General features: G+C 73.0%; 28 protein-coding genes and 1 pseudogene. 15 read left to right on the forward strand and 14 right to left on the reverse strand.

The genetic code is table 11. The features are described 5' to 3' along the window. Positions 1 to 100: 100 nt before the first annotated feature. A complete protein-coding gene (locus tag AB0B41_RS34765; RefSeq protein ID WP_358210990.1) occupies positions 101 to 733 on the reverse strand; it encodes an alpha-ketoglutarate-dependent dioxygenase AlkB in 633 nt (210 codons plus the stop codon). A gap of 208 nt (positions 734 to 941) precedes the next feature. On the opposite strand from AB0B41_RS34765, the gene AB0B41_RS34770 reads away from it, so the two are divergent. The 6 genes and pseudogenes from AB0B41_RS34770 (at position 942) to AB0B41_RS34795 (ending at position 3,847) form a co-directional block, all read left to right on the forward strand. Next, positions 942 to 1,778 (forward strand): isocitrate lyase/phosphoenolpyruvate mutase family protein, encoded by an 837-nt coding sequence (locus AB0B41_RS34770; protein WP_358210992.1) that lies wholly within the window; start codon positions 942 to 944, stop codon positions 1,776 to 1,778. A 47-nt stretch (positions 1,779 to 1,825) separates the two neighbouring features. Then, positions 1,826 to 2,215: an Imm1 family immunity protein gene (locus AB0B41_RS34775; RefSeq protein WP_358210994.1), complete on the forward strand. Its 390-nt coding sequence runs from the start codon at positions 1,826 to 1,828 to the stop codon at positions 2,213 to 2,215. A 39-nt stretch (positions 2,216 to 2,254) separates the two neighbouring features. Next, positions 2,255 to 2,551 (forward strand): annotated as a pseudogene (locus AB0B41_RS34780) (SDR family NAD(P)-dependent oxidoreductase); the annotation flags it as partial. A gap of 213 nt (positions 2,552 to 2,764) precedes the next feature. After that, entirely contained in the window at positions 2,765 to 2,956 is a 192-nt protein-coding gene (locus tag AB0B41_RS34785) for a hypothetical protein (protein ID WP_358211043.1), read from the forward strand. 12 nt (positions 2,957 to 2,968) lie between these two features. Then, positions 2,969 to 3,514, forward strand: coding sequence for a MaoC/PaaZ C-terminal domain-containing protein (locus AB0B41_RS34790; RefSeq protein WP_358210996.1), 546 nt, complete (start codon positions 2,969 to 2,971; stop codon positions 3,512 to 3,514). Continuing rightward, the gene (locus AB0B41_RS34795; RefSeq protein ID WP_358210998.1) at positions 3,515 to 3,847 is read left to right on the forward strand and encodes an MFS transporter; all 333 of its coding nucleotides are present in this window, start codon (positions 3,515 to 3,517) and stop codon (positions 3,845 to 3,847) included. Positions 3,848 to 3,924: 77 nt separating this feature from the next. Here the strand turns inward: AB0B41_RS34795 and AB0B41_RS34800 are convergent, their stop codons facing one another. After that, positions 3,925 to 4,968: an HPP family protein gene (locus tag AB0B41_RS34800; protein ID WP_358211000.1), complete on the reverse strand. Its 1,044-nt coding sequence runs from the start codon at positions 4,966 to 4,968 to the stop codon at positions 3,925 to 3,927. 268 nt (positions 4,969 to 5,236) lie between these two features. On the opposite strand from AB0B41_RS34800, the gene AB0B41_RS34805 reads away from it, so the two are divergent. Together AB0B41_RS34805 and AB0B41_RS34810 are read left to right on the forward strand one after the other, a co-directional pair. Beyond that, entirely contained in the window at positions 5,237 to 5,485 is a 249-nt protein-coding gene (locus AB0B41_RS34805) for a hypothetical protein (protein WP_358211002.1), read from the forward strand. A 71-nt stretch (positions 5,486 to 5,556) separates the two neighbouring features. Then, a complete protein-coding gene (locus AB0B41_RS34810; protein WP_358211003.1) occupies positions 5,557 to 5,997 on the forward strand; it encodes an ATP-binding protein in 441 nt (146 codons plus the stop codon). Positions 5,998 to 6,006: 9 nt separating this feature from the next. Here the strand turns inward: AB0B41_RS34810 and AB0B41_RS34815 are convergent, their stop codons facing one another. After that, positions 6,007 to 7,563 carry a glycosyltransferase family 39 protein gene (locus AB0B41_RS34815; protein WP_358211005.1) on the reverse strand — a complete coding sequence of 519 codons (1,557 nt, stop codon included), beginning with the start codon at positions 7,561 to 7,563 and terminating at the stop codon, positions 6,007 to 6,009. Positions 7,564 to 7,736: 173 nt separating this feature from the next. Between AB0B41_RS34815 and AB0B41_RS34820 the strand changes: the two genes are divergently transcribed. Continuing rightward, on the forward strand, positions 7,737 to 9,380 hold the full coding sequence (locus AB0B41_RS34820) for a helix-turn-helix domain-containing protein (RefSeq protein ID WP_358211007.1): 1,644 nt from the start codon (positions 7,737 to 7,739) through the stop codon (positions 9,378 to 9,380). Positions 9,381 to 9,470: 90 nt separating this feature from the next. Here AB0B41_RS34820 and AB0B41_RS34825 read toward each other — a convergent pair whose 3' ends face one another. After that, positions 9,471 to 10,583, reverse strand: coding sequence for an NDMA-dependent alcohol dehydrogenase (locus AB0B41_RS34825; protein WP_358211009.1), 1,113 nt, complete (start codon positions 10,581 to 10,583; stop codon positions 9,471 to 9,473). 114 nt (positions 10,584 to 10,697) lie between these two features. Here AB0B41_RS34825 and AB0B41_RS34830 point away from each other — a divergent pair, with 114 nt between their 5' ends. Then, the gene (locus AB0B41_RS34830; RefSeq protein WP_358211011.1) at positions 10,698 to 11,243 is read left to right on the forward strand and encodes a proteophosphoglycan 5; all 546 of its coding nucleotides are present in this window, start codon (positions 10,698 to 10,700) and stop codon (positions 11,241 to 11,243) included. Here the strand turns inward: AB0B41_RS34830 and AB0B41_RS34835 are convergent. Next, positions 11,206 to 11,658, reverse strand: coding sequence for a carboxymuconolactone decarboxylase family protein (locus AB0B41_RS34835; protein ID WP_358211013.1), 453 nt, complete (start codon positions 11,656 to 11,658; stop codon positions 11,206 to 11,208). The genes AB0B41_RS34830 and AB0B41_RS34835 overlap by 38 nt on opposite strands. Positions 11,659 to 11,742: 84 nt before the next feature. Here AB0B41_RS34835 and AB0B41_RS34840 point away from each other — a divergent pair, with 84 nt between their 5' ends. The 4 genes from AB0B41_RS34840 (at position 11,743) to AB0B41_RS34855 (ending at position 16,134) form a co-directional block, all read left to right on the forward strand. Beyond that, a complete protein-coding gene (locus AB0B41_RS34840) occupies positions 11,743 to 12,600 on the forward strand; it encodes a sigma-70 family RNA polymerase sigma factor (RefSeq protein WP_358211015.1) in 858 nt (285 codons plus the stop codon). Between the two features lie 72 nt (positions 12,601 to 12,672). Then, on the forward strand, positions 12,673 to 14,220 hold the full coding sequence (locus tag AB0B41_RS34845) for a long-chain fatty acid--CoA ligase (RefSeq protein WP_358211017.1): 1,548 nt from the start codon (positions 12,673 to 12,675) through the stop codon (positions 14,218 to 14,220). Between the two features lie 124 nt (positions 14,221 to 14,344). Further along, positions 14,345 to 15,391 carry a leucyl aminopeptidase gene (locus AB0B41_RS34850; protein WP_358211019.1) on the forward strand — a complete coding sequence of 349 codons (1,047 nt, stop codon included), beginning with the start codon at positions 14,345 to 14,347 and terminating at the stop codon, positions 15,389 to 15,391. After that, positions 15,388 to 16,134: an Asp/Glu racemase gene (locus tag AB0B41_RS34855; RefSeq protein ID WP_358211021.1), complete on the forward strand. Its 747-nt coding sequence runs from the start codon at positions 15,388 to 15,390 to the stop codon at positions 16,132 to 16,134. Before AB0B41_RS34850 ends, AB0B41_RS34855 begins: the two co-directional genes overlap by 4 nt. A gap of 73 nt (positions 16,135 to 16,207) precedes the next feature. Here AB0B41_RS34855 and AB0B41_RS34860 read toward each other — a convergent pair whose 3' ends face one another. Then, on the reverse strand, positions 16,208 to 17,392 hold the full coding sequence (locus AB0B41_RS34860; RefSeq protein ID WP_358211023.1) for a cytochrome P450: 1,185 nt from the start codon (positions 17,390 to 17,392) through the stop codon (positions 16,208 to 16,210). Positions 17,393 to 17,414: 22 nt separating this feature from the next. Beyond that, positions 17,415 to 18,023, reverse strand: coding sequence for a VC0807 family protein (locus tag AB0B41_RS34865; RefSeq protein WP_358211025.1), 609 nt, complete (start codon positions 18,021 to 18,023; stop codon positions 17,415 to 17,417). Between the two features lie 298 nt (positions 18,024 to 18,321). On the opposite strand from AB0B41_RS34865, the gene AB0B41_RS34870 reads away from it, so the two are divergent. Beyond that, complete coding sequence (locus tag AB0B41_RS34870) at positions 18,322 to 18,819, forward strand: 2'-5' RNA ligase family protein (protein ID WP_358211027.1); 498 nt, start codon at positions 18,322 to 18,324, stop codon at positions 18,817 to 18,819. Between the two features lie 69 nt (positions 18,820 to 18,888). On the opposite strand, the gene AB0B41_RS34875 is transcribed toward AB0B41_RS34870, so the two are convergent. From AB0B41_RS34875 to AB0B41_RS34905, 7 genes are all read right to left on the reverse strand, one after another. Beyond that, the gene (locus tag AB0B41_RS34875) at positions 18,889 to 19,371 is read right to left on the reverse strand and encodes an FBP domain-containing protein (RefSeq protein WP_358211029.1); all 483 of its coding nucleotides are present in this window, start codon (positions 19,369 to 19,371) and stop codon (positions 18,889 to 18,891) included. Between the two features lie 221 nt (positions 19,372 to 19,592). Beyond that, positions 19,593 to 20,417: an alpha/beta hydrolase gene (locus tag AB0B41_RS34880; protein ID WP_358211031.1), complete on the reverse strand. Its 825-nt coding sequence runs from the start codon at positions 20,415 to 20,417 to the stop codon at positions 19,593 to 19,595. Further along, a complete protein-coding gene (locus AB0B41_RS34885; protein WP_358211033.1) occupies positions 20,414 to 21,052 on the reverse strand; it encodes an isochorismatase family protein in 639 nt (212 codons plus the stop codon). The genes AB0B41_RS34880 and AB0B41_RS34885 overlap by 4 nt, the downstream gene beginning before the upstream one ends. After that, positions 21,049 to 21,540 carry a (2Fe-2S)-binding protein gene (locus AB0B41_RS34890; RefSeq protein WP_358211035.1) on the reverse strand — a complete coding sequence of 164 codons (492 nt, stop codon included), beginning with the start codon at positions 21,538 to 21,540 and terminating at the stop codon, positions 21,049 to 21,051. Before AB0B41_RS34890 ends, AB0B41_RS34885 begins: the two co-directional genes overlap by 4 nt. An 8-nt stretch (positions 21,541 to 21,548) precedes the next feature. Beyond that, positions 21,549 to 23,897: a xanthine dehydrogenase family protein molybdopterin-binding subunit gene (locus AB0B41_RS34895; RefSeq protein ID WP_358211037.1), complete on the reverse strand. Its 2,349-nt coding sequence runs from the start codon at positions 23,895 to 23,897 to the stop codon at positions 21,549 to 21,551. Next, complete coding sequence (locus AB0B41_RS34900; RefSeq protein ID WP_358211039.1) at positions 23,887 to 24,711, reverse strand: FAD binding domain-containing protein; 825 nt, start codon at positions 24,709 to 24,711, stop codon at positions 23,887 to 23,889. The genes AB0B41_RS34895 and AB0B41_RS34900 overlap by 11 nt, the downstream gene beginning before the upstream one ends. Beyond that, positions 24,708 to 25,551, reverse strand: an 844-nt coding sequence (locus AB0B41_RS34905) for an MFS transporter (protein ID WP_358211041.1), incomplete at its 5' end; no start/stop codon positions are given. The genes AB0B41_RS34900 and AB0B41_RS34905, both read right to left, overlap by 4 nt.

A 25,551-nucleotide genomic window follows, 5' to 3' on the forward strand; every position in this document is an offset into this window, starting at 1 on the left:
TCACCGAGGTCGGCCGCACCGTGGACCGGGACAAGGCGGTGCGGGTCGAGTTCGTCGATGCCGACGACGTCGTCGTCGCTGCCGAGGACATCACGTACCGCTACGCGATCTGAGGACTGAAGTTCAGGCTCAGGCGTGATCCGGCCGGGGTCTTCTGCTTGGGTACGGAGTGCTTGTAGTCCTTCTGGCAGCGGCCGCCCATCACGACCAGGTCGCCGCCGTGGGTGACGATCACCGTCGAGCGGCCGCCCTGGTCGGGCTTGATGAGGAACCTGCGGGTGGCGCCGAGGCTGAGCACCGGGATCACGGTATGGTCGAGCTTGTCGGCGGGGCGGTCCGCGTGCCAGCTGGTGTGGTCGCGGTACCAGTTCATCCACAGCCGTGAGTAGGGCACGCCGAAATGTCCGGAGAGCTCGTCGGCGAGGTGGCGCAGGACCGGGTGGGGCGCCTCCGTGATGACGGGGTACTCGGCGGTCAGTCGTGGCTCGTCGACCACTCGGTTGTACATCCACCGGGACCGCTGTTCCCACGAAGCATGGGCCATCAGGTGGCGCATCAGCTCGTCGTCGCCGGAGAGCCAGCCGTGCACGTGCACGATCCACGAGGTCTCGTCGAGCTGGATCCGTTCGGCGGAGGCGAAGCCGCTGTCGACGGCGACGTCGAGACCGCCCGTGCGGTCGTGGTCCACCACGTCGGCGCGGGTCGTCGAGAACAGCGACTGCTGGTATGGCATGAAAGCGAGTATACGCCCGGAAATGTGCGCGTGTTCGTTCCTGCTGACAAGGAAACGCCAAGTCTGAGTTGCCTTGGGAAAACCAAGCGGAAGGGCGCACGATGGCGCGGAAATACCAAGTCAGCAATTTTCTCGGTAGCTCTTGACGAGTGAACCGTCAGCGCCGTTCGATGAGTATCGAATCGCTACTCAACGAAAGGGAACGACAATGATCACCAATCGGCAGCGCGCGATGGCCGCCGCGCTGCGCACCCTGCAGACCGACGACGTGCTGGTGCTCCCCAACGCCTGGGACGCCGCGAGCGCGGCCCTGATCGCCGCGGGCGGAGCGCGGGCGATCGCCACCACGAGCGCCGGGTTGTCGTGGAGTCTCGGTCGCCCGGACGGGCAGAACCTGACCCGCCCGGAGATGGTCGACGCCGTGGCGCGGATTGCGGCCGCGGTCGACCTCCCGGTCTCGGCGGACGTCGAGGGCGGGTACGGGCCGGGCGCGGACGACGTCGCGCGGACCGTCGCCGAGGTGATCGGGGCCGGCGCCGTCGGCATCAATCTGGAGGACTCCCGCGCCCCGGGTGGCCCCCTCTTCGGCGCCGGGGACCAGGCCTCCCGGATCCGCGCCGCACGCGAGTCCGCCATCGCGGCAGGCCTGCCGGAGCTGGTGGTCAACGCGAGGACGGATGTGTACCTGTTCGGGATCGGGTCGGAAGCCGGGCGACTGGACGATGTGGTGGCCCGAGCCCGTTCGTACGCCGACGCCGGCGCGGACTCGCTGTTCGTGCCCGGTCTGCTCGACCTCGACACGCTGGCGGAGCTCACTAGGCGGGTCGACCTGCCGGTCAACGCCATGGCGGGACCGGGCGCGCCGAGCGTGGACGATCTGCGAGCAGCCGGTGTGCGCCGAGTGACCGTCGGACAGGCCATCGCGCAGGCCGCGTACTCGCTGGCCCGGCGCGCCGCGGTCGAGGCGATCGAGAAGGGCACCTTCGACTCCCTCGCCGACGCGGACCCCTTCGGCGCCGTGAACGGCGCATTCCGTCCACGGTGATGCACGGGCGAGCTCTTCTCCGCTACCACGGCTTCGGTGACGTCGACATGACGTCGACCGTCGTCGGCGGCATCGACGAGTTCGACGAGGCCCTGGAGAAGGTCTCCGCCCGGGCCGAGCTCGAGGGCGCCCTCCAGGTCGATATCCAGGACGTGCCCCTCCGGCCCGGAGGTCCCGTCCTCATCCAGGTCCTCGTCGGCCCAGGCTCGCGTAGCAGTCTGCTCTGGCACGAGGACGGAGTCGGGTTCGCCGCCGTGGACCATCGCCTTTCGCCGCTGACGGCCGAACTGTCCTACACGTCCGGCTCGGACCGGCGATCCGCTCCCCCGGAGGAGACCAGGATCGCGGCACACACGGCGATCGAAGCGCTGGTCGTCTACTTGTTGACCGGGGAGCGGGTCGCGTCTCTCGGCTGGGTGGAGATCGCCGCCGATTGAGGCGCGGACCAACCCTTGAATTGTAGTGAGAGGTATGTCGTGAAAATCGCAGGTTCAGTCGTCCTCGTCACCGGCGTCAACCGTGGGATCGGCGCGGAATTCGTCCGGCAGCTCCGGGAAAGGGGGCGGCCAAGGTCTACGCGGCCGCGCGACCTCCGGTCGATCGCTCCCGCCGAGGGGGTCGAGCCGATCGCGCTGGACGTCACCGACCCAGCTCAGATCGCGGTGGCGGCACAGGGGGCGACGGACGTCCAGATCGTCGTCAACAACGCAGGGATCGCGACTCGGCAGCCGCTCGTCGACGGTGATCTCGGCAAGATCCACGACGAGTTCGAGGTCACTGTGTTCGGTCCCGTGCGCGTGACCCAGGCCTTCGCCCCGATCCTGGGGCCAACGGCGGTGGGGCAGTCGTCAACGTTCTGTCGGCGGTCTCGTGGTTCTCGTTCCCGGCATGGCAGGCTACAGCGCGACCAAGGCCGCGGCCTGGAGCCTGACCGACGCACTACGCCTCGGGCTGGCCGGACAGGGCACCCACGTTCTCGGACTGCCATGGCCGCCGTCGACACCGAGATGGGACAGAACTTCCCCATCGACCGCATTCGACCTGCCGACGTCGTGGCGAGGGCTCTGGACGGTCTGGAGGCGGACCGGTCCCAAGTGGTCGTCGACGAGCTCGCTCGGACGGTGAAGGGCACGCTGACCTCGGATCCGTCTCGCTACGACGTGCTGCTCGCGGGCTGAGAGCGGCAGACCATGGCGCCCGGTGACCGGATCGAGACCCGGGTCGACTCGGCTGGGCGCCTTCCGGTGTGTCGACGCCGTCGACCGGACGGGTTCTGGCTCGACGATCTGGCGGAGGGCCTGACCTTCCGGATCGGAGCGTACGAGGTGACGGCCGCGGAGGTTAAGGATTTCGCCACCCGCTACGACCCTCAGCCGTTCCACCTCGACGAGGACGCAGCCGGCGACACGCTGTTCGACGGGCTGGCGGCCAGTGGCCGGCATACCGCCGCGATCACGATGCGGCTCTTGACCTCTGCGTTCCCGATCGCGGCCGGGGTGATCGGGAGCGCGATTCACCTCGAGTGGCCGAGCCCCACCCGCCCGGGCGACGACCTGCGCCTGGAGATCTCCGTCGGCACGATCGCCCACTCCACCTCGCGGCCCGGCCGTGGCAGCGTCACCCTCACCTACGACACGATCAACCAGCACGGTGAGGTGTGGCAACGGACCACCGGCCGCGTCATAGCCTGGCAGCGGCCCGCCGCCGAGTCCGCGGCAGCGACGGGAGGCAAGTAGATGCGCCACACGGACCGGGCGACGGTGGCCGTGGCCTCGGCGGCGACGTTCCTCTGTCTCGTCGCGTTCACCACCCCGTTGGCGACGCTGCCCGCGACGGCATCGGCGCTGGGTTCCGGGCCCGAAGGGCAGGCGTGGATCCTCAGCTCGATGAGCATCGGGCTGGGAGTCGCGTTGCTCGCGAGTGGCGCGGTGGCCGACGACCTGGGCAGGCGACGCGCTCTCGTCTCCGGCAGCGCCATGCTGGCCGCGGCGTCGTTGACCTGCGCGGTCGTCCCGACGACGGCCGTGCTGTGCACACGCCCGTGCGGCAACTACGGATCAGAAGGTTAGGGGTTCGAATCCCTTCGGGCGCACCAGCATCGCCGAGGTCGTTCTCGGGGTACTCGCGGGAGCCGGGGTCGCGCTCGTCACACCGGGTCGGTCAGCGCGCGGCAGAGCGCCACGATCAGGTCGGTCTGGGTCACCATCCCGCGCAACCGCCCGGCCGCGTCGACGATCACGGCGGCGTGGGCCCGCCCGTCGGTCAGGGCGCGGCTCAGGGCCAGCGCCGGCTGGTCCGCGCGGGCGGTCAGGGGCGGTGAGGCCAGCTCCCCGACGCACACGCCGGGGCGGACGAGCTCGCGGAGCCCGACCGTGCCGACCACGGTCCCGTCGGCGGCGAGCACCGGCAGGGTGCGGACGTCGTGCGCGAGCAGCAGGGCGCGCGCGGTGTCCGGGGTGTCGTGCACCTCCACCCGCACGACCTCGCGCGACATCACGTCGCCCGCGGTGGGCTCGCCGTGCCGCCGGACGAGGGCCTGGGTCTCGACCTCGCGCAGCAGGAGCCCGAGGTCCTCGCGGCTGATGTCGAACGCCTCGCCGACCTGGTCGAGCGCGCGGTCCACGTCCTCGGCGCGGAAGCGGCTGTGGCGCTCCGCGGGGTCGGTCCGCCGCGTCCGGTGCGGGTAGGCGTGCCCGGTGAACCGGTGGAACAGCCACCCGAGCGCGACGAGGACGACCGAGTTCAGCCCGACCGGCACGAACGCGAACAGGGGGCCGGCGCCCGCGATCACGCTGCCGCCGATCACCGTCGTGAGCGCGGCCGCGCCGCCGGGCGGGTGCAGGCAGCGGAGCAGCGACATCACCGCGATCGCCCCGGCCACGGCGAGCCCGGAGGCGAGGAACGGGTCGCCGACGAGGGCCAGCACGCCGAGCCCCACCAGCGTCGACAGCACGTTGCCGCCCACGACCGGCCACGGCTGCGCGAGGGGGCTCGCGGGGACCGCGAACACGAGCACGGCCGACGCGCCGATCGGTGCCACGAGATACGGGAGGGCGGCCGTGTGCCCCACGACGGTCGCCCCGAGCAGCGCGGTGACGCAGAGGGCGGCGAGCACCCCGCCGCAGGCGAGCACGCGGTCGCGCAGGGTGGCCCCGGCGAGGATCGGGCGGAAGCGTCCGGCTCGACCCACTCGTGCACCACCCGTTCCCGTCCGTGCCGTCGGCCGGACGGCGACGGGCATCCGATGTTACGAACGGATGACATCGCCGCTCACCGTCGAACCGGCCCGGACCGTCCGTCCGACCGGCCGGGCCCGACGGGAGGGGGTGGACGGGGCCGGGACCTGGGATTTCGGACGCGTTCGGCGCACACTGGGTGTGCCGCACCACTGCGTGATCCCCATGACAGCGGGTGGGGACGGCGGATCTTCCGGGTGAGGGCGATCAGGGGGGACGAAGATGGTCACGAGGCAGCCGCCTACCGAGCGGCAGACGTGGACCGCGGACGAGCAGGCCGAGCTGAGCAGGCGGGCCAGGGCCCGCCGCCGCGTGCTCGGCCTGGCGGGGAGGACGGACCCCGCGCCCGAGCTCGACCCCGAGAGCGGGCCCGAGCTGGTCGAGGTGGTCGGACCCGAGGCGGCCGGGATCCCCGCGCCCGCCGAGGAACCCGTCGTCGTGGACGTCCCGGAGCCCCGGCTGCCGAGCTGACCGGCACGGGTGATCGGGGCGGCGTCCGGCCAGCGGTCGCGAAGGGCCCCGGGCTTCGTCATCCTCAGGGCATGGCGGACGACTCGGGCTTCTACAGCATCCGGTTCGGCGCGGACCCGGTGCAGCTCGCCTTCTTCCGGGCGGGGCTGGACCGCTGGCTCCAGGCGCTGGAGTGGCCCGAGGCCGAGCGTGTCGACGCGATCCTGGCCGTGAGCGAGGCCTGCACCAACGCGGTCAAGCACGCCTACGCCGGGGGCGTCCCGGGGGACGTCGAGGTCGTCGGCCGGCTGGTGGCCGGGCCCGCGCACCGCCAGGTCGTGGTGACGGTGCGGGACGAGGGCGTGTGGCGCCCGGACCACGGCGAGAAGGGCTACGGGATGAGCGTCATGCGCGGCTGCATGGAGCGGGTCTCGATCCGGCGGGACGACTCGGGCACCACCGTGACGATGGTCAGCGTCCCCGTGCCGTTGCTCGGGGCCCCGGACGGCTCGGGGCTGGCCGCCGCCGAGTGAGGCGCCCGGTCAGGGAGTGCGGAGCGCCCAGACGTCGCAGCCGTCGAACGCCGTGGTGCGGACCTGCTCGGCGTTGTCGCGCAACCAGCTCGTCAGCGGGCCGGTGAGCTGTTCGGGCACCGGGTTCACGAACCAGCGCGCGCCCTGCGCCTGCATGCCCGCGAGCCGGGCCGGGTCGTACTGGTCCGCGGCCAGCACCCAGCCGTACCGGTCGGCCCGGTAGAGGATCACCGGCTCCTGGTAGTTGTTCGCGACACCGTCCATCGTCGTGGTGCTGTCCGTGCCGACGACCACGAGGTCGCCGGGCCGGGACACCGCCGCCAGCTGCGTGGCGCACGTGCCGAGGGTGCCGGCGTCCGGGTCGAACGACTGGCGGAACACGTTGACCGACTGGGCGCCGAGCGCCAGCACGGCCAGCACCCCGAGTGCCGCGACCATCCGCGGCGCGAGCCGGCCGCGCAGCAGCCGCTGCGCCGCGACGACGCCGATGCCGGTCGCGACCGCGGCGTAGGGCAGCGAGTAGACGTGGTACTGGATGCCGAGGTCGGAGCCGCTGTAGCGGCCGACCGCGAAGTAGTAGACGACGAGCGCGACCGCGCCGGCGAGCAGGAACGGTGCGGCGGGTGCCCCGCGGCGGTGCCGCCACAGCCACACCGCGCCGAGCAGCGCGAACGGCACCCCGACCACGCCGTAGATGAACAGCACCTCGCTGCGGAGGTTGCCGAGGTAGAAGTCGGCGCCCAGCCACATGGCGAGGTTGCCGAACTTGTCGTCGCCCCCGGAGATCACGCCGAAGGTGTTGCCGTAGGTCTCGTAGAGGCTCGAGGCGTGCCGCAGCCACAGCACGGGCAGCACCAGCGCGGCGAGCCCGGCCAGGTAGACCGAGGGCCGGCGCAGCCGGTCGCGCGCCGCGAGCAGCAGCCACAGCGCCATCACGAGCCCGACGTGCAGCGAGGTCGGCTTGGCCAGCCCGGCCAGCGAGACCGCCCCGGCCGCCGCCACCAGCCACACCGGCCGGTCCTCCTGCAGCCAGCGGCAGAAGGCCAGCAGGGCCAGCAGCGTGAAGGCGAGCACGGTGGCCTCGGGCATGAAGGCCGTGCCCCACCGCATGAACGCCGGCGAGACGGCCCAGGCGATCAACGCCCACCGGGCGGCCGTCGGCGGCAGGATCCGCTTCGCGAGGCCCCAGAAGGCCGCGGTGGCGAGCAGCATGAAGACCAGCGACACCAGCCGGCCGAGGAACTCGTGGTCGCCGAAGAGCGTGTACAGGATGCCGGTGAGCCACGGCATGATGGGCAGCTCGGACTCGACGTAGCCCGGCCCGTTCCCGCCCCAGTTGATCTGGGGCATGAACAGGTTCAGACCGTGCTCGGCGTAGTTGCGCGCCATCGACGCGGTGTCCGACTGGCGCCAGATGTCGCCGGGGTAGGTCAGCGGGCCGAAGGCGCGCACCACCGACAGGACCGTGACGACCCCGAGCACGAGCACGGCGACGCGACCGAGCAGATCCGGGCGCGGGCGCTCGGGAGCCGCGGCCGTGGGAGGGCGGTCGATGTCGAGCTGCACCCGTCACATCGTGCACACGTCCCCTGTGGTGAACCTGAGGACCCCGCACAGCCTCGGCTCGGAGTCGGCTCGGAGTCGGCTCGGAGTCGGCTCGGAGCCGACGGATGCGTGGCGCGGCATAAGATCGGTGTCGACTCCCCACCGTCGGATCCCGCAGCGAGGAGGGTCCGGGCTTGTCCGCGCTCCGTCCCGAGATCGCCCAGTCCTGGCATCGCATCGAGTCCTGCGGGCTCGACCCCGCCGCCTGCATCGACGTCGGCGCGGTCGTCGAGCCCGATCCCGGCACGCGCCTGCGCCGCGCGGCGGGCCCGGTGCTCACGGCGCTCGAGGGGCACCTGCGCGGCTCCCGGTTCGCCCTCGTCCTGGCCGACCGGGAGACCCGGCTGGTCGACATCCGGTTCGGCTCGCCCGAGCTGGAGCCGGTGCTGCAGTCCGTCGGGGTCGTGCCGGGCCAGCTGTTCACCGAGCAGGTCAGCGGCACCAACTCGGTGGCCACGGTCGCCGAGCTGCGCCGCGGGATCGCCGTCGTCGGGGCGGAGCACTACCTGGAGTCGCTGAAGCGGTTCGCCTGCTACGGGGTGCCGATCCGGGACCCGCTGACCGGGCGGCACGCCGGCGTCCTCGACATCACCTGCCTGACCGCCGACGCGAGCCCGCTGCTGCGGCCCTTCCTGCTCGGCGCCGCCCAGCAGATCGCCGACGGGATGCTGACCGAGGCCCGCGGCTCGCACCGCCGGGTGCTCGCGGCGTTCGAGACGGCGCGGCTGCGGGCGGCGGGGCCGCTGGTGGCGTTCGGACCCGATCTCGTCCTGACCAACGACGCCGCGGCGGACCTGCTGCAGCCCGTCGACCACGCCGCGCTGCAGGCCCTGCGGCACGGCCGGCCGGGGCCCGTGCACACCGAGGTCGAGCTGGCGTCGGGCCGGCGGATGGTCGCGCGCGTCGAGCCGGTCGGCGGCGGGGGCTTCCTCGTGGAGCTGGAGCGGCCGGAGCGCCCCTCGACGGTGCGCGCCGCGGGACCCGTGCCGGACCGGGACTGGCACGCCGAGCTGCGGCCGCGGATCCTGCGCTATCGCGCGGAGCAGGCGAATGTGCTGGTCCTCGGCGAACCGGGCACGGGCCGGACGACGGTTGCGACGCGGCTCGCCGGCGCGGGGCCGGTCGCGGTGCTGGCCGGCGTCCAGGTCACCGTGGCCGGGACGCACGTGCCGCTGGCCGAGGCGACCGGTGGGGGCACCCTGCTGGTCGAGGACGCCCACCTGCTGGCCCCGGCGGTCGCGGCCCACCTCGGGCACGAGGCGGACCGGCGGGGCGTGCGGCTCGTGCTGACCGCCGGCGTCGACGGCCTGCCGCCCGGGGAGACGGCCGCGTTCGGGGCCCGATGTCCGGTCCGGCTCGAACTGCCGACGGTGCGCAGCCGCCGCGACCGGATCCCGGCGCTCGCCGGCGCGCTGCTGCGGGAACGCGCCGGCGGCGCCGTCCGGTTCACCACCGGAGCGCTGCGGACCCTCGCCGCGCACGACTGGCCGGGCAACCTGCGGGAGCTCGCCACGGTCGTCGGGTACGTCGCCGGGCGGCGGTCGGCGGGCGACCTCACCGAGGCCGACCTGCCGCCGGGCTACCGGGAGGGGCCGCGCGAACCGGTCCCGGGCGCCCTGTGGCAGGCGGAGCGGGACGCGATCGTGCGCTGCCTGGAGAGCTGCGGGGGCAACAAGGTGCACGCCGCCCGCCGGTTGGGGATCAGCCGCACCACGCTCTACCGCCGGATCCGCGAGCTGCACATCGACCCGGAGGCGCTGCGCGAGCGGCCGGCCTGACGCCTGGCTCCGTGGCCGGTCCGCACTTCCTGAGCGCGCGGCGGGACCGGTCGTCCCCGGTCCCGCCGCGGCGGATCAGGCGTCCCGGACTCAGTGCTCGTGGACGAGCACGCCGCGGACGTTCTTGCCGTTGAGCAGGTCGTCGTAGCCCTCGTTGACCTGCTCGAGGGTGTACGTCCTGGTGATCAGCTCGTCGAGCTTGAGGTCCCCGGACTGGTACAGGCCCAGGATCTTCGGGATGTCGGTGGTCGGGTTGCAGTCGCCGAACAGCGACCCCTTCACCGTCTTCTTGAACAGCGTGAAGATCGAGCCGGGCAGGTTGACGTTCTGCGCCGACAGCTTGTTCAGGCCGGTCAGCACCACGGTGCCGCCCTTGCCGATCGCGTCGAACGCGCCGGTGACGATCTCCTCGGTCACGATGCCCGCGGTCACGACGGCCTTGTCCGCGCCGTTGCCGTTGGTCATCTGGCGAGCGAGGTCGGCCGCCTCCTCGATGGAACCGACGGCGTGGGTGGCGCCGAGCTCCATCGCCTTCTCCCGCTTGTTCTGCAGTGGGTCGACGGCGATGAGGTTCTTCGCGCCGGCGTAGCGGGCGCCCTGCACGGCGTTGATGCCGATGCCGCCCACCCCGGAGACGATCACGGTCTCGCCCGGCTTCACGTCGGCGGCGTTGACCGCCGAGCCCCACCCGGTGGGCACGCCGCAGCCGACGAGGACGGCCTTGTCGAGCGGCAGGTCGTCGTCGACCTTGACCACCGAGTTCTGGTGGATGGTGGAGTACTGGGAGAAGGTGCCCAGCATGCACATCGCGCCGTAGTTGCCCTTGGGGCCGGTGAACGGGAACCGCTCGCCGGGCAGGTAGCCCTCGAGGATGGTGGCGCCCATGTCGCAGATGGCCTGCTGGCCGGTGGCGCACCAGCGGCAGGTGCCGCAGTTCGGGATGAACGAACACACGACGTGGTCACCCGGCTTGACGCGAGTGACGCCGGGCCCGACCTCCTCGATGATGCCGGCGCCCTCGTGGCCGAGCACCATCGGCAGGCGGGCCTCGAGGTCGCCGTGCGAGATGTGCACGTCGGAGTGGCACAGCCCGGCGTGGGTGTAGCGGATCAGGACCTCGCCGTCCTTCGGGCCGTCGAGCTCCAGCTCCTCGATCTCGATGGGCTTGCCGGTCTCGTAGACGACCGCGGCCTTCGTCTTCATGCGGGGATCGACTCCTTCGTCGTTCTCGGGGAGGCTGCTGCTGCCGCCACCCTCCCGGAGCCTTCCCCCTCCGAGGTGTTTCATGTTTGGACACCCGCGTAGGACCCCCTGTCCGTGAGCCTCGTTGCACTCGACCTGCCGACGCCCGCCGAGATGCGCGGCCGCTGGGCCGCCTTCGCCGCGATCTGCGCCACCCGCGGGTGGGGGAGCTCCTGCTTCGCCGGGCCCGGCCGCTGGCACTACGACGACGGGGGCGGCAACTGGGCCGACCTGCACCCGGTCGGCGACCGGGCGGTCCTGATCGGCAACGACCACGAGTACTCCGACACCTACTTCCGCACGGCCGCGGAGTACTTCGGCGAACCCGAGACCGACCTGCTCGCCGGCGCCCCGGACTGGTGGGCCCCGCCGGCGGAGGCTGCGATGGCCGCCGGGGAGTGGGTGGGTTTCGTCTACGGGTTCGACGGCGGGTGGTCCCGCGCCCCCTACGAGAAGTCCGACGGGTTCACGAGCGTCGGGCTGCCCGCGCTGAGCGACGACGCCTGCCGCGACCTCGTCATCGAGTTCTGCGAGAACGAGGTCGACCGCGAGGTGTCGCGGCGGCGGCCGCGTTCCGCGCGTACTAGTAGGCGCCGGCGACCTGCTGGGTGGTGGCGTTGAGCCGGTTCCACAGGTTGATGTGCGCGATCGAGAGGATCAGCGCGCCGAGCTGCTGCTCGTCGTAGTGCGCGGCCGCCTCCTCGAACACCTCGTCCGGCACCGGGTCGGCGCGGTCGGCCAGGCGGGTCACGGCCTCGGTCAGGGCCAGCGCCGCCCGTTCCTCGTCGGTGAAGAAAGGGGCGTCGCGCCAGCCGGCCACCGTGTCGATGCGCTCGTCGGACTCGCCGGCCTTGCGCAGTGCGCGGGCGTGCATGTGCAGGCACACCGCGCAGCCGTTGATCTGGCTGGCGCGCAGATGGACCAGCTCCAGGACGGTCTCCGGGATGCCGGTGGCCTTCTCCGCCTCGCCCAGTGCCTGCAGCGCCTGCAGGGCACCCGGGACGACCATGGCGGGGTTGGTCATGCGTGCGGACATGTCGGTCTCCTCCCGTCCCGCCGTCACATCGGCGGGTTCTCGTGGGTCACCACCTCGACACGCGCCGACGGGAGGATGTGACGGATGGATCCGGTGACGGACTTCGAGGAGCACCGGCCGTACCTGCGGCAGGTGGCGTACCGGGTGCTCGGCTCGCTCAGCGAGGCCGACGACGCCGTGCAGGAGGCCTGGATCCGCCTGCACCGCTCCGACCCGGCGCACGTGGACAACCCGCGGGCCTGGCTGACCACGGTCGTCGCCCGGGTGGCGCTCAACCAGCTGCGGGCCCGCCGGACCCGTCGCGAGCAGCCCTTCCCGGACCACCTGCCGGACCCGATCGTCCGCCGCGACGACGCCGGGGACCCCGAGTACGGCGCCGAGCTCGCGGACTCGGTCGGGCTCGCGCTGCTGGTCGTGCTGGAGACCCTCGCGCCGGACGAGCGGCTGGCCTTCGTGCTGCACGACATGTTCGGGCTGCCGTTCGACGAGATCGCGCCGCTCGTCGAGCGCACCCCGGCCGCGGCCCGTCAGCTGGCCAGCCGCGCCCGCCGTCGCGTGCGCGGGGTCGAGCCGGCGTCGCGGCCGGACCGCGGTGCGCGCCGCGAGGTGGTCGACGCGTTCCTCGCCGCCGCCCGCGAGGGGGACATCGAGGGCCTGGTCGCGGTCCTCGACCCGGACGTCGTGCTGCGTGCCGACACGGGCGACGGGCTGCGCGCGGTGCACGGGGCACGGGCGGTGGCCGGCCAGGCGGCGGCCTACCGCAGCGAGGACCAGGTCCGGCACCCGGTGCTGGTGAACGGCGAGCCGGGGGTGCTCGGGACGATCGACGGCCGCCCGGTCGCGCTGCTGGCGTTCACCGTCGTCGACGGCCGGATCACGGAGATCGACATCCTGGCCGACCGTGAGCGCCTCGCCGGGCTCGACCCGGAGCTTCTCCGCTGACCGGCGGCTGGTGCCGGACCGCGCGGGGCCGCTACGTTCCGGGGCCACGGCAGCGCTGCCCCGGAGGCGACCATGTACCTCACCCAGGCCCTGCATCGGGCGGCCCAACAGACCCCGGACCTCCCGGCCACGATCGCCGGGGACCGGGTGCGGACCTGGGCGGAGTCCTACGACCGGGTGGCGCGGCTCGCCGCGGGCCTGCGCGACCTGGGCTGCGGGCCGGGGGACCGGGTCGCGATGCTGTCGCTCAACTCGGACCGCTACCACGAGTACCTGTTCGCCGTGCCGTGGGCGGACGGCGTGCTCGCCCCGGTCAACGTGCGGTGGAGCGCGGGCGAGATCGCCTACTCGCTGCGCGACGCCGGCGTGCGGATCCTGCTGGTCGACGAGACCTTCGCGGGCCTGCTGCCGGCCCTGCGCGCGGAGACCCCGGACCTGCGCCGCGTCGTCTGGTGCGGCGACGGCCCGGCGCCCGAGGGGACCGTCGCGCACGAGGTGCTGGTCGCGGGGCACGAACCGGTCGAGGACGCCCGCCGGGGCGGCGACGCGCCCGCCGGTATCTGGTACACGGGCGGCACCACCGGCACTCCCAAGGGCGTGGTGCTCAGCCACACCAACCTGCTCGCGTCGGCGCTCGGGTCGCTCGCGACCGGGGCCCTGGCCACGCCGGGCGGGCGGCTGCTGCACGCCGCGCCGATGTTCCACCTCGCCGACGGCGCCGCATGGGTCGCCCGCAACGTCGTCGGCGGCACCCATGTGATCGTCCCGTCCTTCACCCCGGCCGGGGTCGCCGAGGCGATCGCGCGGCACGGCGTCACCGACCTGCTGCTGGTCCCGACGATGATCCAGATGCTGGTCGACTCGCCCGACACCGCCGACGCCGACCTCTCGTCCGTCCTGCGGCTCACCTATGGGGCCTCGCCGATCTCCGAGGCGGTGCTGCAGCGGGCCGCCAAACGGATGCCGACCGCCGAGTTCGCGCAGGCCTACGGGATGACCGAGCTCTCACCCGTCGCCACCATGCTCCTGCCCGAGGACCACCTGACCGACCGGCTTCGCCGCTCGGCGGGCCGGGCGGCGCCGCACGCCGAGGTCCGGATCGTCGACGCCGAGGATCGCGAGGTGCCGCGCGGGACGGTCGGCGAGATCGCGGTCCGCGGGCCGCACGTGATGCTCGGCTACTGGAACCGGCCCGAGGAGACCGCTGCGGCCGTCCGCGACGGCTGGATGCACACCGGCGACGGCGGCTGGATGGACCCGGAGGGCTACGTCTTCGTCGTCGACCGGCTCAAGGACATGATCGTGACCGGCGGCGAGAACGTGTACTCGGCCGAGGTGGAGAACGCACTCGCGGGGCACCCGGCCGTCGCCGCGTGCGCCGTGATCGGGGTGCCGGACGACGAGTGGGGCGAGCGGGTGCACGCCGTCGTCGTCCGGGCGCCGGGGAGCGACCCCGACCCGGCCGAGCTGCGCGACCACGTCAAGGGCCTGATCGCCGGGTACAAGGCGCCGCGGTCCGTGGAGTTCGTCGAGGTCCTGCCGCTGTCGGGGGCGGGCAAGGTGCTCAAGCGGGAGCTGCGGGCCCGGCACTGGGCCGGGACCGACCGGGACGTCTCGTAACCGGTTCAGGTCCGGCCGATCCGGCATTTCGTCACCCGGATGTCACATCCAGCGCTTGACGGAGCGGCCCGTACCAGCAATCGTCAGTGTTCGGACTATCTCGGGAGCCGAGGCCGGAGGAGCCATGGACCAGAACCTGTTCAACGAGATCTGCCTGCAGCAGCTGACCCTGTCCGGGGTGCACGAGGGCGAGACGGTGGCGGTGCTGACCCGCGGGAACGAGCGCGCCGAGTACGCCGACGCGTTCCTGTGGGCGATCGGCAAGCTGGGCGCGCAGGGCTTCCACCTGCGGCTGCCCGCGCCGACGTCCGCGTCGGGGGCGTGGGCGGTCGGTGATTCGGGGTTGGCGGACAACCGCCTGGCGGTGGAGGCGCTCAAGAGCGTCGACATGGTGGTGGACTGCACGTTCCTGCTGTTCAGCCCGGAGCAGTTCGAGATCCAGGGCGCCGGGACCCGGATCCTGACCGCGGTGGAGCCGGCCCCGCTGCTGGCCCGGCTGATGCCGACCCGTGAGCTGCGGGAGCGGGTGGAGATCGGCGCGGAGCTGCTGGCCAAGGCGCAGACCATGCGGATCACCAGCCCGCACGGCACCGACGTCACCTACAAGCTGGGCGTGTACCCGACGTTGAGCGAGTACGGCTACACCGACCAGCCCGGCCGGTGGGACCACTGGCCGGCCGCGTTCGTGTTCACCGGCGGCGCCGACGACGGGGTGGACGGGAAGATCGTCCTCGCCCCGGGGGACGTGCTGCTGCCGTTCAACACCTACGTGCAGACCCCGGTGGAGATCACCATCGAGGAGGGGTTCATCCGCGACATCCGCGGCGGCGCCGGCTCCTCCGGGCTGGACGCGGACCTGCTCTCGTCCTACATCGAGTCCTTCGACGACCCGCGCGGCTACGGCATGTCCCACGTCGGGTGGGGGCTCGACGAGCGCGCGCACTGGCACGGGCTGACCCAGTTCGGCGGCGGCATGGGGATGGAGCTGCGCAGCTTCTACGGCAACGTGATGTTCTCCATCGGCCCGAACAACGAGCTCGGCGGGCCCAACGACACCGCCTGCCACTTCGACATCCCGATGCGCGGCAACAGCCTCTACCTCGACGACGAGCTGATCGTCGACGCCGGCGAGCTCACCGTCGCGGAGATGCGGCCGGTGGCGAAGCGATGACCGACCATCACATCGGGATGATCGTCCCGAGCTCGAACCTGACGATGGAGACCGAGCTGCCGCGGATGCTGCGCGCCCGCGAGGAGGCCTTTCCGGCCGACCGGTTCGTCTTCCACTCCGCGCGGGCCCGGATGCAACACGTCACCCCGGAGCAGCTGCGGGCGATGAACGCGCAGGCCGAGCGGGCGGCCACCGAGCTGGCCGACGCCCGCCCGGACGTCGTCGCCACGGCCTGCCTGGTCGCGATCATGGCCCAGGGACCCGGGTACCACTGCACCGCCGAGGACTCGATCACCGCGGCGCTGCGCGCCGAGGGCGCGCAAGCCCCGGTGATCTCCTCGGCCGGGGCGCTGCTCGACGGCATCGCCGCGCTGGGCGTGTCCCGGGTCGCGATCATCACCCCGTACATGAAGCCGCTGACCCAGGCCGTGGTCGAGTACCTCGAAGCGGCCGACGTCGAGGTGGTCGACTCGCTGTCCCTCGAGGTCCCGGACAACCTCGCCGTGGCCCGCCTCGACCCGGCCGACCTGCGGAAACACCGCCAGGAGCTGGACCTGTCCCGCGCCGAGGCGCTGGTGCTCAGCTGCTGCGTCCAGATGCCGTCCCTGCCCTCGATCCAGCCGGTCGAGGACGATATCGGCATCCCGGTGCTCTCCGCCGCCACCGCGACCACCTACCGGATCCTGCAGGAACTGGGCCTCCCACCCGAGGTCCCGAACGCAGGTCGCCTCCTGGCCCCGTGAGTGGCAACTGCCCCTAGAGGGGCAGTTGCCACTCACGACCTCGGGTGACCTGGGCGAACGGGGTCCGGTCTTCTCACCAGGTCACTGGCAGGGCGTCGAGACCACCCGTGAGCAGGTCGGCCCGCAACGGCAGCGCGTCGACAGGGCGGCCCAGGCGCAGGCCGGGGAAGCGGGCCGGGAGCGCCGTGAACACGGCCTGCAGCTCCACCCGGGCGAGGCTCGCGCCGATGCAGTAGCGCGGTCCGTGGCCGAAGGAGAGGTGGCTGCGGGCGTCGGCGCGGCCCGGGTCGAAGCGCTCGGGCTCGGCGAACGCGTCCGGGTCCCGGTTGGCGGCCGCGGGGGCGAGGACCACGCAGTCGCCGGTCCGGATCGTCACGCCCCCGATCTCGACGTCCGCGTGCGCGTAGCGGGGCAGCCCGCTGCCGCCGGGCGCGGCCAGCCGCAGGATCTCCTCGACGGTGTCCGGCACCAGCGACGGATCGGCGGCCAGGGCTGCCCAATGCCCGGGATGCTGCAGCAGGAGCACCGTGCCGACGTCGATGCGGGTCACCGTGGTCTCGTGCCCGGCGAAGAGCAGGGCCGCGGCCAGGGCGGCGCTCTGCCAGTCGTGCTCCGGACCGGAGGCGGCGAGGTCGCTGAGCACGTCCTCGCCCGGCTCCTCGCGCTTGCGCGCCACGAGCCCGTGGACGTACCCGACCAGCGCCTGGAGGGACTGCTGGGCGGCCTCGCGGTCGTCGAGCCGGCCCGCGCCCTCCGACCACGCGCGGAACCGGGTCCGGTCCTCGTACGGCACGCCGAGCAGCTCGCAGATGACGAGGATCGGCACCGGCAGGGCGAGGTGTTCGTGCAGGTCGGCGGGCAGCCCCGCGGCGGCCAGCGCGTCGAGCGACCGGGCGACCAGCTCGTCGACGTGCTCGCGGAGTCGCAGCATCCGGCGGGCGGAGAATGCGGGGGTCAGGAGCTTGCGCATCACCGCGTGCTGCTCGCGCTCGGTCTCGGGGTCGCCCATCATCGGGCCGCCCAGGATCGCCGAACCGGACACCCGGGAGGCGCGCTCGGGGTCGGGGTGGGACCGGCCCAGGCGCGGGTCGGCGAACAGCGTGCGGCACTCGGCGTGCCCAGTGACCAGCCAGGCGGGGTCGCCGGTCGCGGTGCGCACGGCGCAGATCGGGGTGCGCTCGCGCAGCTCGGCGTAGAGCGGCGCGATGTCCAGCACGCCGGGGCGGGCGAAGGGCAGCTGCGGGATCGTGGTGGTCATCGGTCCTCCTCGGGGCGGGTCGTCAGGCGGGAACGGGGACCGACGTGCGGCGCAGGGCGGCCCGCCGGCGGGCGGTCCACAGCGCGACCGGGCCGAGCACGGCGGCCGCGAGCAGCGGCGAGACGACCATCAGCACCCCCGGTGGCACGAACAGGGCCAGGACCACGCGCAGGCCCGCCTCGGCGAGCAGCGCGCACCCCCACACGATCGTGATCCCCCGGAGCGCGCGACGGAACCCCGGATCCGCCCAGCGGGCCTCGATCACCTCGGCCGCCCCGGGCCGGCTGCGCAGGAGCAGGACGGGCAGGGGCCGCCGCGCGAGCAGCGAGCCGAGGAACCCCAGCCCGATCACGCCGGTCACGAGCGACTCCTTGACCAGCAGGAACGTCGTGCTGTGCAGCAGCAGCGCTCCGGCCAGGCTCACGGCGATCGCCCCGAGCGAGAAGGCCGCGACGATGTCGACCCGCCGCTCCCGGACGACCCCGAGCAGTACCCCGGCCACCGGGAACAGGGCGCCCCAGGCCAGGGCGGTCAGGTCGGAGGCGCCGAATGAGGTGAGCACCCAGTAGGCCGCGATCGGTGCCGCGATCCCGAGCAGGAGGTCGGCCCGGCGCATCGGTCCTCGAAGCATGCCGACGACGCTAGGCACGGCCGGGCTCCGGGGCGTCCACCTGCGGGTGGGACCTCGTATCTCCACCCAGGGGTGGACGGCGGCGAACACCCGCGAGTCGTGCTCTCGCCTCCCGCGAGTCGGGAGATTCGGCACCGCGAGTCGGGAGCTGTGGCACCGCGAGTCGGGAGCTGTGGCATCGCGAGTCGGCACTTCCAGCACCGCGAGTCGGACAGGTTCCGGGTCACCAAGATGCACGCGTCGGAAGGGCGCGCCCGGCCGACGCGCGGACCGGCGGAGGAGCGGGCAGGCTGAGCGCGTGGACCCGCTCGTCGTCACGGCCGTGCTCGACGAGCCCGCGCAGTTCCGGCTGAACGCGCTGCGGCGCAGACACTTCCCGTCCGATCGCAATCATCTCGACGCCCACGTCACGCTCTTCCACGCGCTGTCCGGCGAGCTCGAGACGCAGGTTGCCGCGGCTCTGACCGACGCGGCTCGGCGGGAGCCGCCGGAAGCCGTCGTCGGTGGGCCGCGGTTGCTCGGTCGCGGCGTGGCCTTCCGGATCGACGCGCCCGACCTGCTCGCCCTGCGCGCGGATCTCGCGCGGACGTTCGACCCGTGGCTGACCCGGCAGGACCGCGGGAAGCGCGAGCTGCACGTCACCGTGCAGAACAAGGTGTCCCCGCAGCACGCCCGGGACCTCCACGCCGCGCTGTCCGGCGAGCCGCTCGAGCGCACCGCCGTCGTCGCGCTCGGTCTGTGGCGCTATCGCGGCGGACCCTGGGAGCCGGTCGCGACCTTCCCGTTCGCGCCGTGATGACCAGGAGCTGAGGGTCGAGATCTCATGATCATTCGACCCTGAGCTCGTGCTCGACGGCGGGAACGGTCAGCGCACGACCTCCTCGACGAACGCCGCGGCCCGTTCCCGCAGGCCGGCGCGACGCTCCTCGACGGTCAGCCCCGGCGCGGGCCGGAGCGCTGCCGTCGCCTTCTCGATCCGCACGTGGTGACGGCAGCCGAGGTCGGCGCAGACGTACGTCCCGACCGTGTTGCCGTTGCGGCCCTTGCCCCCGCGGCGCGCGGCCGTGAAGAGGGCTGTGCCGCCCGCGCTGTGGGTGGTGCGGCACAGCGCGCACATCGCGGTCGCGCCGACGGCGTTCGACGCGGCGCGGAGCATCACCGCGACCGGCTCGTCGGCGCCCGGGACCAGCAGCACCGCGCGGTCCGGGGCCTTCGCGTCCCGCCACCCGACGACGTCGTCCAACGCGTCGAGGTCGAGCTCGCGGACGTCGGGCGGCAGGGTCAGTCGGCCGGCCTCGCCCTTCGAGCAGTTGGTGAGGGCGCGGCGGATACGGGCGTCGGTGGTCATCGTGCGGTCCGTGGTCTCGGGGAGCAGGGCGTGATCACGCTAGGCACCGGGTCCGGCGAGGCGCATCCCTATTCCCGGGCGGACGCCTCCCGAGATGTGTGGTTCGGTCCCCGGAAACTGCCGACTCGCGGGGCCACAGCTCGCGACTCGCGGTGCAGGAACTACCGACTCGCGGTGCAGGAACTACCGACTCGCGGTGCCGGAAGTCGCGACTCGCGGAGTTACACGAGGGGGTGGAGGGCTTCCCGGAGGAGCCGCAGGGCGTCGTCCGGGTTGTCCCAGAACACCATGTGCCCGGCGTCCGGGATCTCCACCAGCGAGGCGGCGGGGTTGGTCGCCTCCGCCTCCTTGGCCCCCTCCGCCGTGACGACGGGGGAGTCGGCGCCGTACAGCAACGTCGTCGGCGCCGGGACCGCCGGCCAGACCTCGAAGAAGTCCTCGCTCTCGAACCCCCGGTGGGTCTCCGCGATCGCCGTGCGCGAGCAGCTGGACAGCCACCGTGCGCGCAGCTCCTGCTCCCGCCGCGGCCACCGCGGCCACGAGCGGGCCACTTCGTCGGCGTCCGTCCCCCGGACGGCCTCGTCGAGCTGGCCGAGGAACGCCTCGAGCGTGGTCGGGTAGGGGCCGCGGCCGGGTCCGCTCATCGGGGGGTCCACCACGACGGTGCCCCGTAGTGGTCGGCGCACCGCAGTCGCGGCCGCGATCCGCGCGCCCATCGAGTGCCCGACGACCACCGGGTCGTCCAGCCCGTCGAGCACGGCGAGGGTGTCCGAGGCGTAGTCCGCGAGCGTGTAGGAGTCCCCGGAGTCCGACAGCCCGCGCCCCCGGACGTCCACGACGACGGGCCGGCCCAGGTCGACGAGCGACCGCGCCACGAAGTCCATCGTGATCGCCGGGCTGGTGATGCCCGGGACGATCACGATCGGCACGCCGGAGCCGCCGTAGTCGAGCAGGTGCAGCCGGAGGGACCCGTTGCGCACCCACCGGGACGTCGCGGGGACGTCCGCCAGGTCGGCCAGCGCGTCCTGCCGCACGACACGGGTCACTTGAGTCCTCCCACGTAGGCCAGGGCGTCGTCGAGCGAGATCACGTCGCCGTACTTGGCCTGGATGTCGAACAGGTTGGCCTCCGCCGGCCCGGCCGCCCGGTCGCCCACGCACTCCCGCGGCACGAGCACGGGGTAGCCGCTCTGCAGGGCGTCGACCGCCGTGGCACGCACGCAGCCGCTGGTCGTGGCGCCGCAGACGATCACGGTGTCGACCTTGAGCGAGGCCAGCAGCGCCGCCAGACCGGTCCCGAAGAACCCGGACGCGCCCTTCTTCATGATCAGGTGGTCGGCGTCGGTGTACGGCAGCCGCGCGTCGATCTCCACGGCCTCCGAGCCCACGGCGAGGGCTCGCATGCCCGGCGCCTTGTCCAGCCAGACGACCGTCTCCATCTCCGCCGGCGTGTACCCGATCGTCGTGTAGACGACCGGCACGGAGGCCTCGGAGGCTGCCGTGACCAGCCGGGACGTCGCCGCGACGACCTCGGTCAGGTCCGCGCCCGTCGGGTACGCGGGGTCGGTGAACCCCTTCGTCAGGTCCACGACCACGATCGCGGGCCGCTCGCCGCGGCGCACGGGCGCGCCGAAACCCGCGCGCTCGTACGTCGCGTCCGTCGAAGATCCGTGCACACTCACGAGACACTCCTGTCGAGCTGGTTCTGGAACGCCGCCCGGCGACGGGAGGCGCAGTCGTCGATCGCCTCCACGATCGTCTGGTAGCCGGTGCAGCGACAGAGGTTCGAGGCGACGACCTCGCGGATCTCCTCGCGCGTGGGTTCCGGCTCCTCGGCGAGGTAGCCCTCGGCCAGCATGAGCATCCCCGGGGTGCAGAAGCCGCACTGCAGCCCGTGGTGCTCGGAGAAGCACCGCTGGAGGTCGTTCAGCTCGCCGTCCGGCGAGAGCGACTCCACCGTCCGGATCTCCGCGCCCTCCACCTGCGCCGCGAAGATCAGGCAGGCCCTGGCCGGCGCGCCGTCGACCAGCACCGTGCAGGCCCCGCAGATCCCGTGCTCGCAGCCGACGTGCGTGCCGGTGAGCCCCAGGTCGTGGCGCAGGACGTCGACCAGGGTGCGGCGCGGCTCGATCGCGAGGTCGTGCCGCTCGCCGTTCACGGTGAGCTCCATCAACTGGATCATGAAGTCTCCAATGCGCGGAAGATCGCCTCGCGGGGGATCGGGGTGTCGTCCAGCTCGACGCCGGTGTGCCGCAGGGCGTCGTTGACGGCGTTCAGCACCGCGGCCGGCGCGCCGATCGTGCCGCCCTCGCCCGCGCCCTTGGCCCCGTTCTCGGTGAACGCGCACGGCGTCTCGAGGTGCTCGATCCGCACGTCCGGGATCTCCGCGGCGGTCGGGACCTTGTACTCCATGAAGCTCGGGGCGAGGGGCTGGCCGGCGTCGTCGTACCGGACTTCCTCGAACAGCGCCCCCGCGATGCCCTGCGCGATCCCGCCGCGTGCCTGCCCCTCGACGACCTGCGGGTGGATCGCCACCCCGCAGTCCTCGACGCAGACGTAGCGCAGGATCTCGACGCCGCCGGTGCCCGGGTCCAGCTCGACGACGCAGCCGTGCGTCGCGTTGGAGAAGGTCCCGTCGCCGCCGACGTCGAAGCTCGCCGTGGCCGACAGCCCGGGCCCGACGCCCTTCGGCAGCAGGTGCGCCTTGAGGTAGGCCACGTCCGCGATGTCCGCGTACGACAGCCAGGACGAGCCGACCCGGACCCCGCCCTCCTCCAGCACCGCCGCCTCCGGATCGCCGGAGAGCAGGTGTGCCGCGATCTCCCGCAGCTGGTCGCCGAGCTTCACCGACGCGGCCGCGACGGCACTGCCGCCGATGGTGATCGACCGGGAGGCGAAGCTGCCCCAGCCGTAGGTGATCCGGTCCGTGTCGCCCTGGACGATCTTCACCCGGTCGTACGGGATGCCGAGCCGGTCGGCGACGATCTGCGCCATCGTGGTCTCGTGGCTCTGTCCGTGGGACAGCGTGCCCGTGGTGACGGAGACCGTGCCGTTGAGGTCCATCCGGATCTCGGAGATGTCGAACCCCGGTACGACCTGCATCTTCCGCTGCGCGAAGGCGCCGGAACCGTAGCCCGTCCGCTCGGAGAAGCAGGCGAAGCCGATGCCCAGCACACGCCCCTCGGAGGCACGCCGCGCGAACCAGCCCTCGTCCCGCAACGTCGCCTCGCAGAGGTCGAGCGACTCCAGGTAGGAGCCCGGGTCGTAGGTGATGTTGTTGACGCCCGTGTACGGGAAGACGGTGATCACGTTGCGGCGCCGCAGCTCGACGGCGTCCATCCCGAGCGCGCGGGCGGCCTTCTCGAAGATCCGCTCGACCACCATCACGTACTGCGGCCGGCTCACCCCGCGGTAGGGCGCCGTCGGCGCCTTGTTGGTCGTGACCGCGCGCCCGCGGACCCGGTAGGCCGGCACGCGGTAGACGCTCGGCATCTCGGCCGACGCCATCAGCGGCTCGATCCCGGCCGTGAACGGGTAGCAGGAGTAGGCGCCCATGTCGCAGACGACGTCGGCGTCCAGGCCGAGGATCTCGCCGTCGGCGGAGAAGGCGGCCCTGACGACGTACCGCTGCTCGCGGGCGAGGAACGCCGCGGTCAGCGCGTCGCGCCGGTCCTCGATCCACTTGACCGGCCGGCGCAGGCGCAGCGCGGCGGCCGCGGCGGCGATCTCCTCCCGCCCGACCACGCACTTCTGCCCGAACCCGCCGCCCATGTCCGGCACGGTCACCCGGACCTGCTTCTCGTCCAGCCCGACGCACCGCGCCAGCACCGTCCGCACCTGGTGGGGGACCTGGGTGCAGGTCTGCACGCGCAGCTGCTCGTCCCGGTCGTCCCAGTCGGCGACGACGCCGCGGGTCTCCAGCGGGAGCGCGTTCTGCCGGCCGGTCTTCGAGCGGACCTCGACGACGGTGTGGGCCTCGGCGAACACGTCGTCGATGCCCTCGGTGGCGAAGAGCGAGACGTCGACCAGCGTGTTGCGCGGGGCCTCGGCGTGCACCAGCGGGGCGCCCTCCGCCAGCGCCCCGAGGTCGCTCACCACCGGCTCGAGCGGCGTGTACTCCACGACGGCCGCCTCGACGCCGTCCTCGGCCGCGTACGGGTCCTTCGCGACGACGACGGCGATCGGCTCGCCGACGTACCGCACCTTCCCGCGGGCCAGGACGGGCATGGCGGTGGGCACGAACTCGTGCGGCGGGCGGTCGAGCTCCGCCGTGATGTCGGCCAGGTCCAGGTCCGACGCGGTGTACGCGGCGACCACGCCCGGCGTCGCGCGGACCTCGTCGAGGTCGACGGCGAGCAGGTCGGCGTGCGCCTCGGTGCTGCGGACGAACTGGGCGTGCAGCATCCCGGGCAGGGTGATGTCGTCGACGAACCGGCCGCGGCCGGCCAGCAGCCGCGGGTCCTCGCGGCGGGGGACCGAGGCGCCGACCCAGGCGCCGTCGCGGCGGAAGTGCGGTTCAGCAGCCACGGGAGGCCTCCTGGCAGGCGCGTTCGACGAGCGTGCGGACCAGTCCCCGGCGGTAGTGCGCGCTGATCCCGGGCTCGTCCCGCAGCTCCAGGGACGCGGCGATCTCCGCCGCCGCATCGGCCCAGCTCACCGGGGGTCGTGAGTGCGAAGTGCCGCTAGAGGGGCAGTCGGCACTCACGGGGGTGGAACCGACGCCGCCCAGCACGACCCGGTCGGTGTCCAGGTCGACGGCCGCCGCGACCAGCGCGAAGTCGCCCTTGCGGTCGGCGTACTCGGTCAGCGCGGCCCGGGGGGCGGGGCGGGGGAACACGAGCTCGACGATCAGCTCGTCGGGCTCCAGGGCGGTGGTGAAGGGGCCCAGGAAGAACTCCTCGGCCGGGATCTCCCGGCGGCCGCCCGGCCCCTCGGCGACGATCCGGGCCTCCAGCAGGACGGCGAGCAGGCACCACTCCGCGGTGGCGTCGGCGTGCGCGATGCTGCCGCCCACCGTGCCGCGGGTGCGGATCGGCAGGTGCCCCACCCAGCGCATCGCCCGGGACAGCACGCCGAAGTCCCCGAGCTCCGCCTTCTCGACCGCGTGGTGCGTGGTGAGCGCCCCGATCCGCAGGGTGTCGCCCTCCCTCCGGATCCCGGAGAGCCCCTCGATGTGCGTGATGTCGACCAGGTGCTCGGGGCGCGCGAGCCGGAAGTTCATCATCGCGACCAGGCTCTGGCCCCCGGCGACGACCTTGGCGTCGTCGCCGAGCTCGGTGAGGAGCCCCACCGCGCCCGCCACGGAGCGGGCGCGGTGGTACTCGAAGGCGGCGGGCTTCACGACCGGACGGCCCCGGTGGTCGGCGAGGCGTCGGCCGCCGGCGCCTCGGCCCCGGTGACCTCCTCGGACCCGGTGATCCGGTCGAGCTCGCGGCCCTTGGTCTCCGGCGCGCCGACGGCCATGTAGATCACGGCGCCGAGCACGACGACCGCCATCAGCGCAAAGGTCAGCGGCAGGCCCAGGATCGGCCAGAGCACGCTGCCGAAGATCAGCGGCACGAAGCCGGTGACCGCGCGGCTCATCGACGAGGCCCAGCCGAAGCCGCTGGCCCGCAGCTCGGTCGGGTAGAGCTCGGAGACGTAGGCGTACATGACCGGGATGACCACCAGGGCGAAGAACCCGAAGACCGCGATCATCACGATGGCGGCCGTCGACGAGCCCAGGACCAGCGAGAAGACCAGCAGCGCGACGGCGGCGAGCGGGCCGGCGACTCCGATCACCCACTTGCGGCCGACCACCTCGACGAGCAGCACGGAGGTGACCACGCCCAGGATGCCGACCGCGTTCATGACGGTCGTGGAGCCGAAGGCCGCGACCTCGCCCATGCCCTGCGCCCGCAGGATCGACGGCATCCAGGACAGCGCCGCGTAGTAGACGACCATGACCGAGATGAACAGCGCCCAGGCCACCCCGGTGACGACCGGGTTGTAGGCCCACACCAGGCGGAGCTGGTCGAACGCCGCCGACAGGCCCTTCTTGCGCGACGCGGCGGCCTCCGGCACCACGGCCGGGATCTCGTACGGCTCGGGCGTGGCGCCGGTGCGCCGCACCATGTCGTCGATCACGGCGCGGGCCTCGGCCTCGCGGCCGGTCCGGGCCAGGTAGAGCGGCGACTCCGGC

The sequence above is a fragment of the Pseudonocardia sp. NPDC049154 genome, from assembly GCF_040648315.1.
GTDB lineage: Bacteria > Actinomycetota > Actinomycetes > Mycobacteriales > Pseudonocardiaceae > Pseudonocardia.

Coding starts and splice junctions, on each gene's coding strand:
- AB0B41_RS34775 (WP_358210994.1), top strand. CDS start 1,826: ATGACGTCGACCGTCGTCGGCGGCATCGACGAGTTCGACGAGGCCCTG.
- AB0B41_RS34840 (WP_358211015.1), top strand. CDS start 11,743: ATGGATCCGGTGACGGACTTCGAGGAGCACCGGCCGTACCTGCGGCAG.
- AB0B41_RS34850 (WP_358211019.1), top strand. CDS start 14,345: ATGGACCAGAACCTGTTCAACGAGATCTGCCTGCAGCAGCTGACCCTG.
- AB0B41_RS34855 (WP_358211021.1), top strand. CDS start 15,388: ATGACCGACCATCACATCGGGATGATCGTCCCGAGCTCGAACCTGACG.
- AB0B41_RS34785 (WP_358211043.1), top strand. CDS start 2,765: ATGGCCGCCGTCGACACCGAGATGGGACAGAACTTCCCCATCGACCGC.
- AB0B41_RS34765 (WP_358210990.1), bottom strand. CDS start 733: ATGCCATACCAGCAGTCGCTGTTCTCGACGACCCGCGCCGACGTGGTG.
- AB0B41_RS34875 (WP_358211029.1), bottom strand. CDS start 19,371: ATGACCACCGACGCCCGTATCCGCCGCGCCCTCACCAACTGCTCGAAG.
- AB0B41_RS34805 (WP_358211002.1), top strand. CDS start 5,237: ATGGTCACGAGGCAGCCGCCTACCGAGCGGCAGACGTGGACCGCGGAC.
- AB0B41_RS34860 (WP_358211023.1), bottom strand. CDS start 17,392: ATGACCACCACGATCCCGCAGCTGCCCTTCGCCCGCCCCGGCGTGCTG.
- AB0B41_RS34865 (WP_358211025.1), bottom strand. CDS start 18,023: ATGCTTCGAGGACCGATGCGCCGGGCCGACCTCCTGCTCGGGATCGCG.
- AB0B41_RS34770 (WP_358210992.1), top strand. CDS start 942: ATGATCACCAATCGGCAGCGCGCGATGGCCGCCGCGCTGCGCACCCTG.
- AB0B41_RS34810 (WP_358211003.1), top strand. CDS start 5,557: ATGGCGGACGACTCGGGCTTCTACAGCATCCGGTTCGGCGCGGACCCG.
- AB0B41_RS34825 (WP_358211009.1), bottom strand. CDS start 10,583: ATGAAGACGAAGGCCGCGGTCGTCTACGAGACCGGCAAGCCCATCGAG.
- AB0B41_RS34790 (WP_358210996.1), top strand. CDS start 2,969: ATGGCGCCCGGTGACCGGATCGAGACCCGGGTCGACTCGGCTGGGCGC.
- AB0B41_RS34835 (WP_358211013.1), bottom strand. CDS start 11,658: ATGTCCGCACGCATGACCAACCCCGCCATGGTCGTCCCGGGTGCCCTG.
- AB0B41_RS34845 (WP_358211017.1), top strand. CDS start 12,673: ATGTACCTCACCCAGGCCCTGCATCGGGCGGCCCAACAGACCCCGGAC.
- AB0B41_RS34795 (WP_358210998.1), top strand. CDS start 3,515: ATGCGCCACACGGACCGGGCGACGGTGGCCGTGGCCTCGGCGGCGACG.
- AB0B41_RS34890 (WP_358211035.1), bottom strand. CDS start 21,540: ATGGAGCTCACCGTGAACGGCGAGCGGCACGACCTCGCGATCGAGCCG.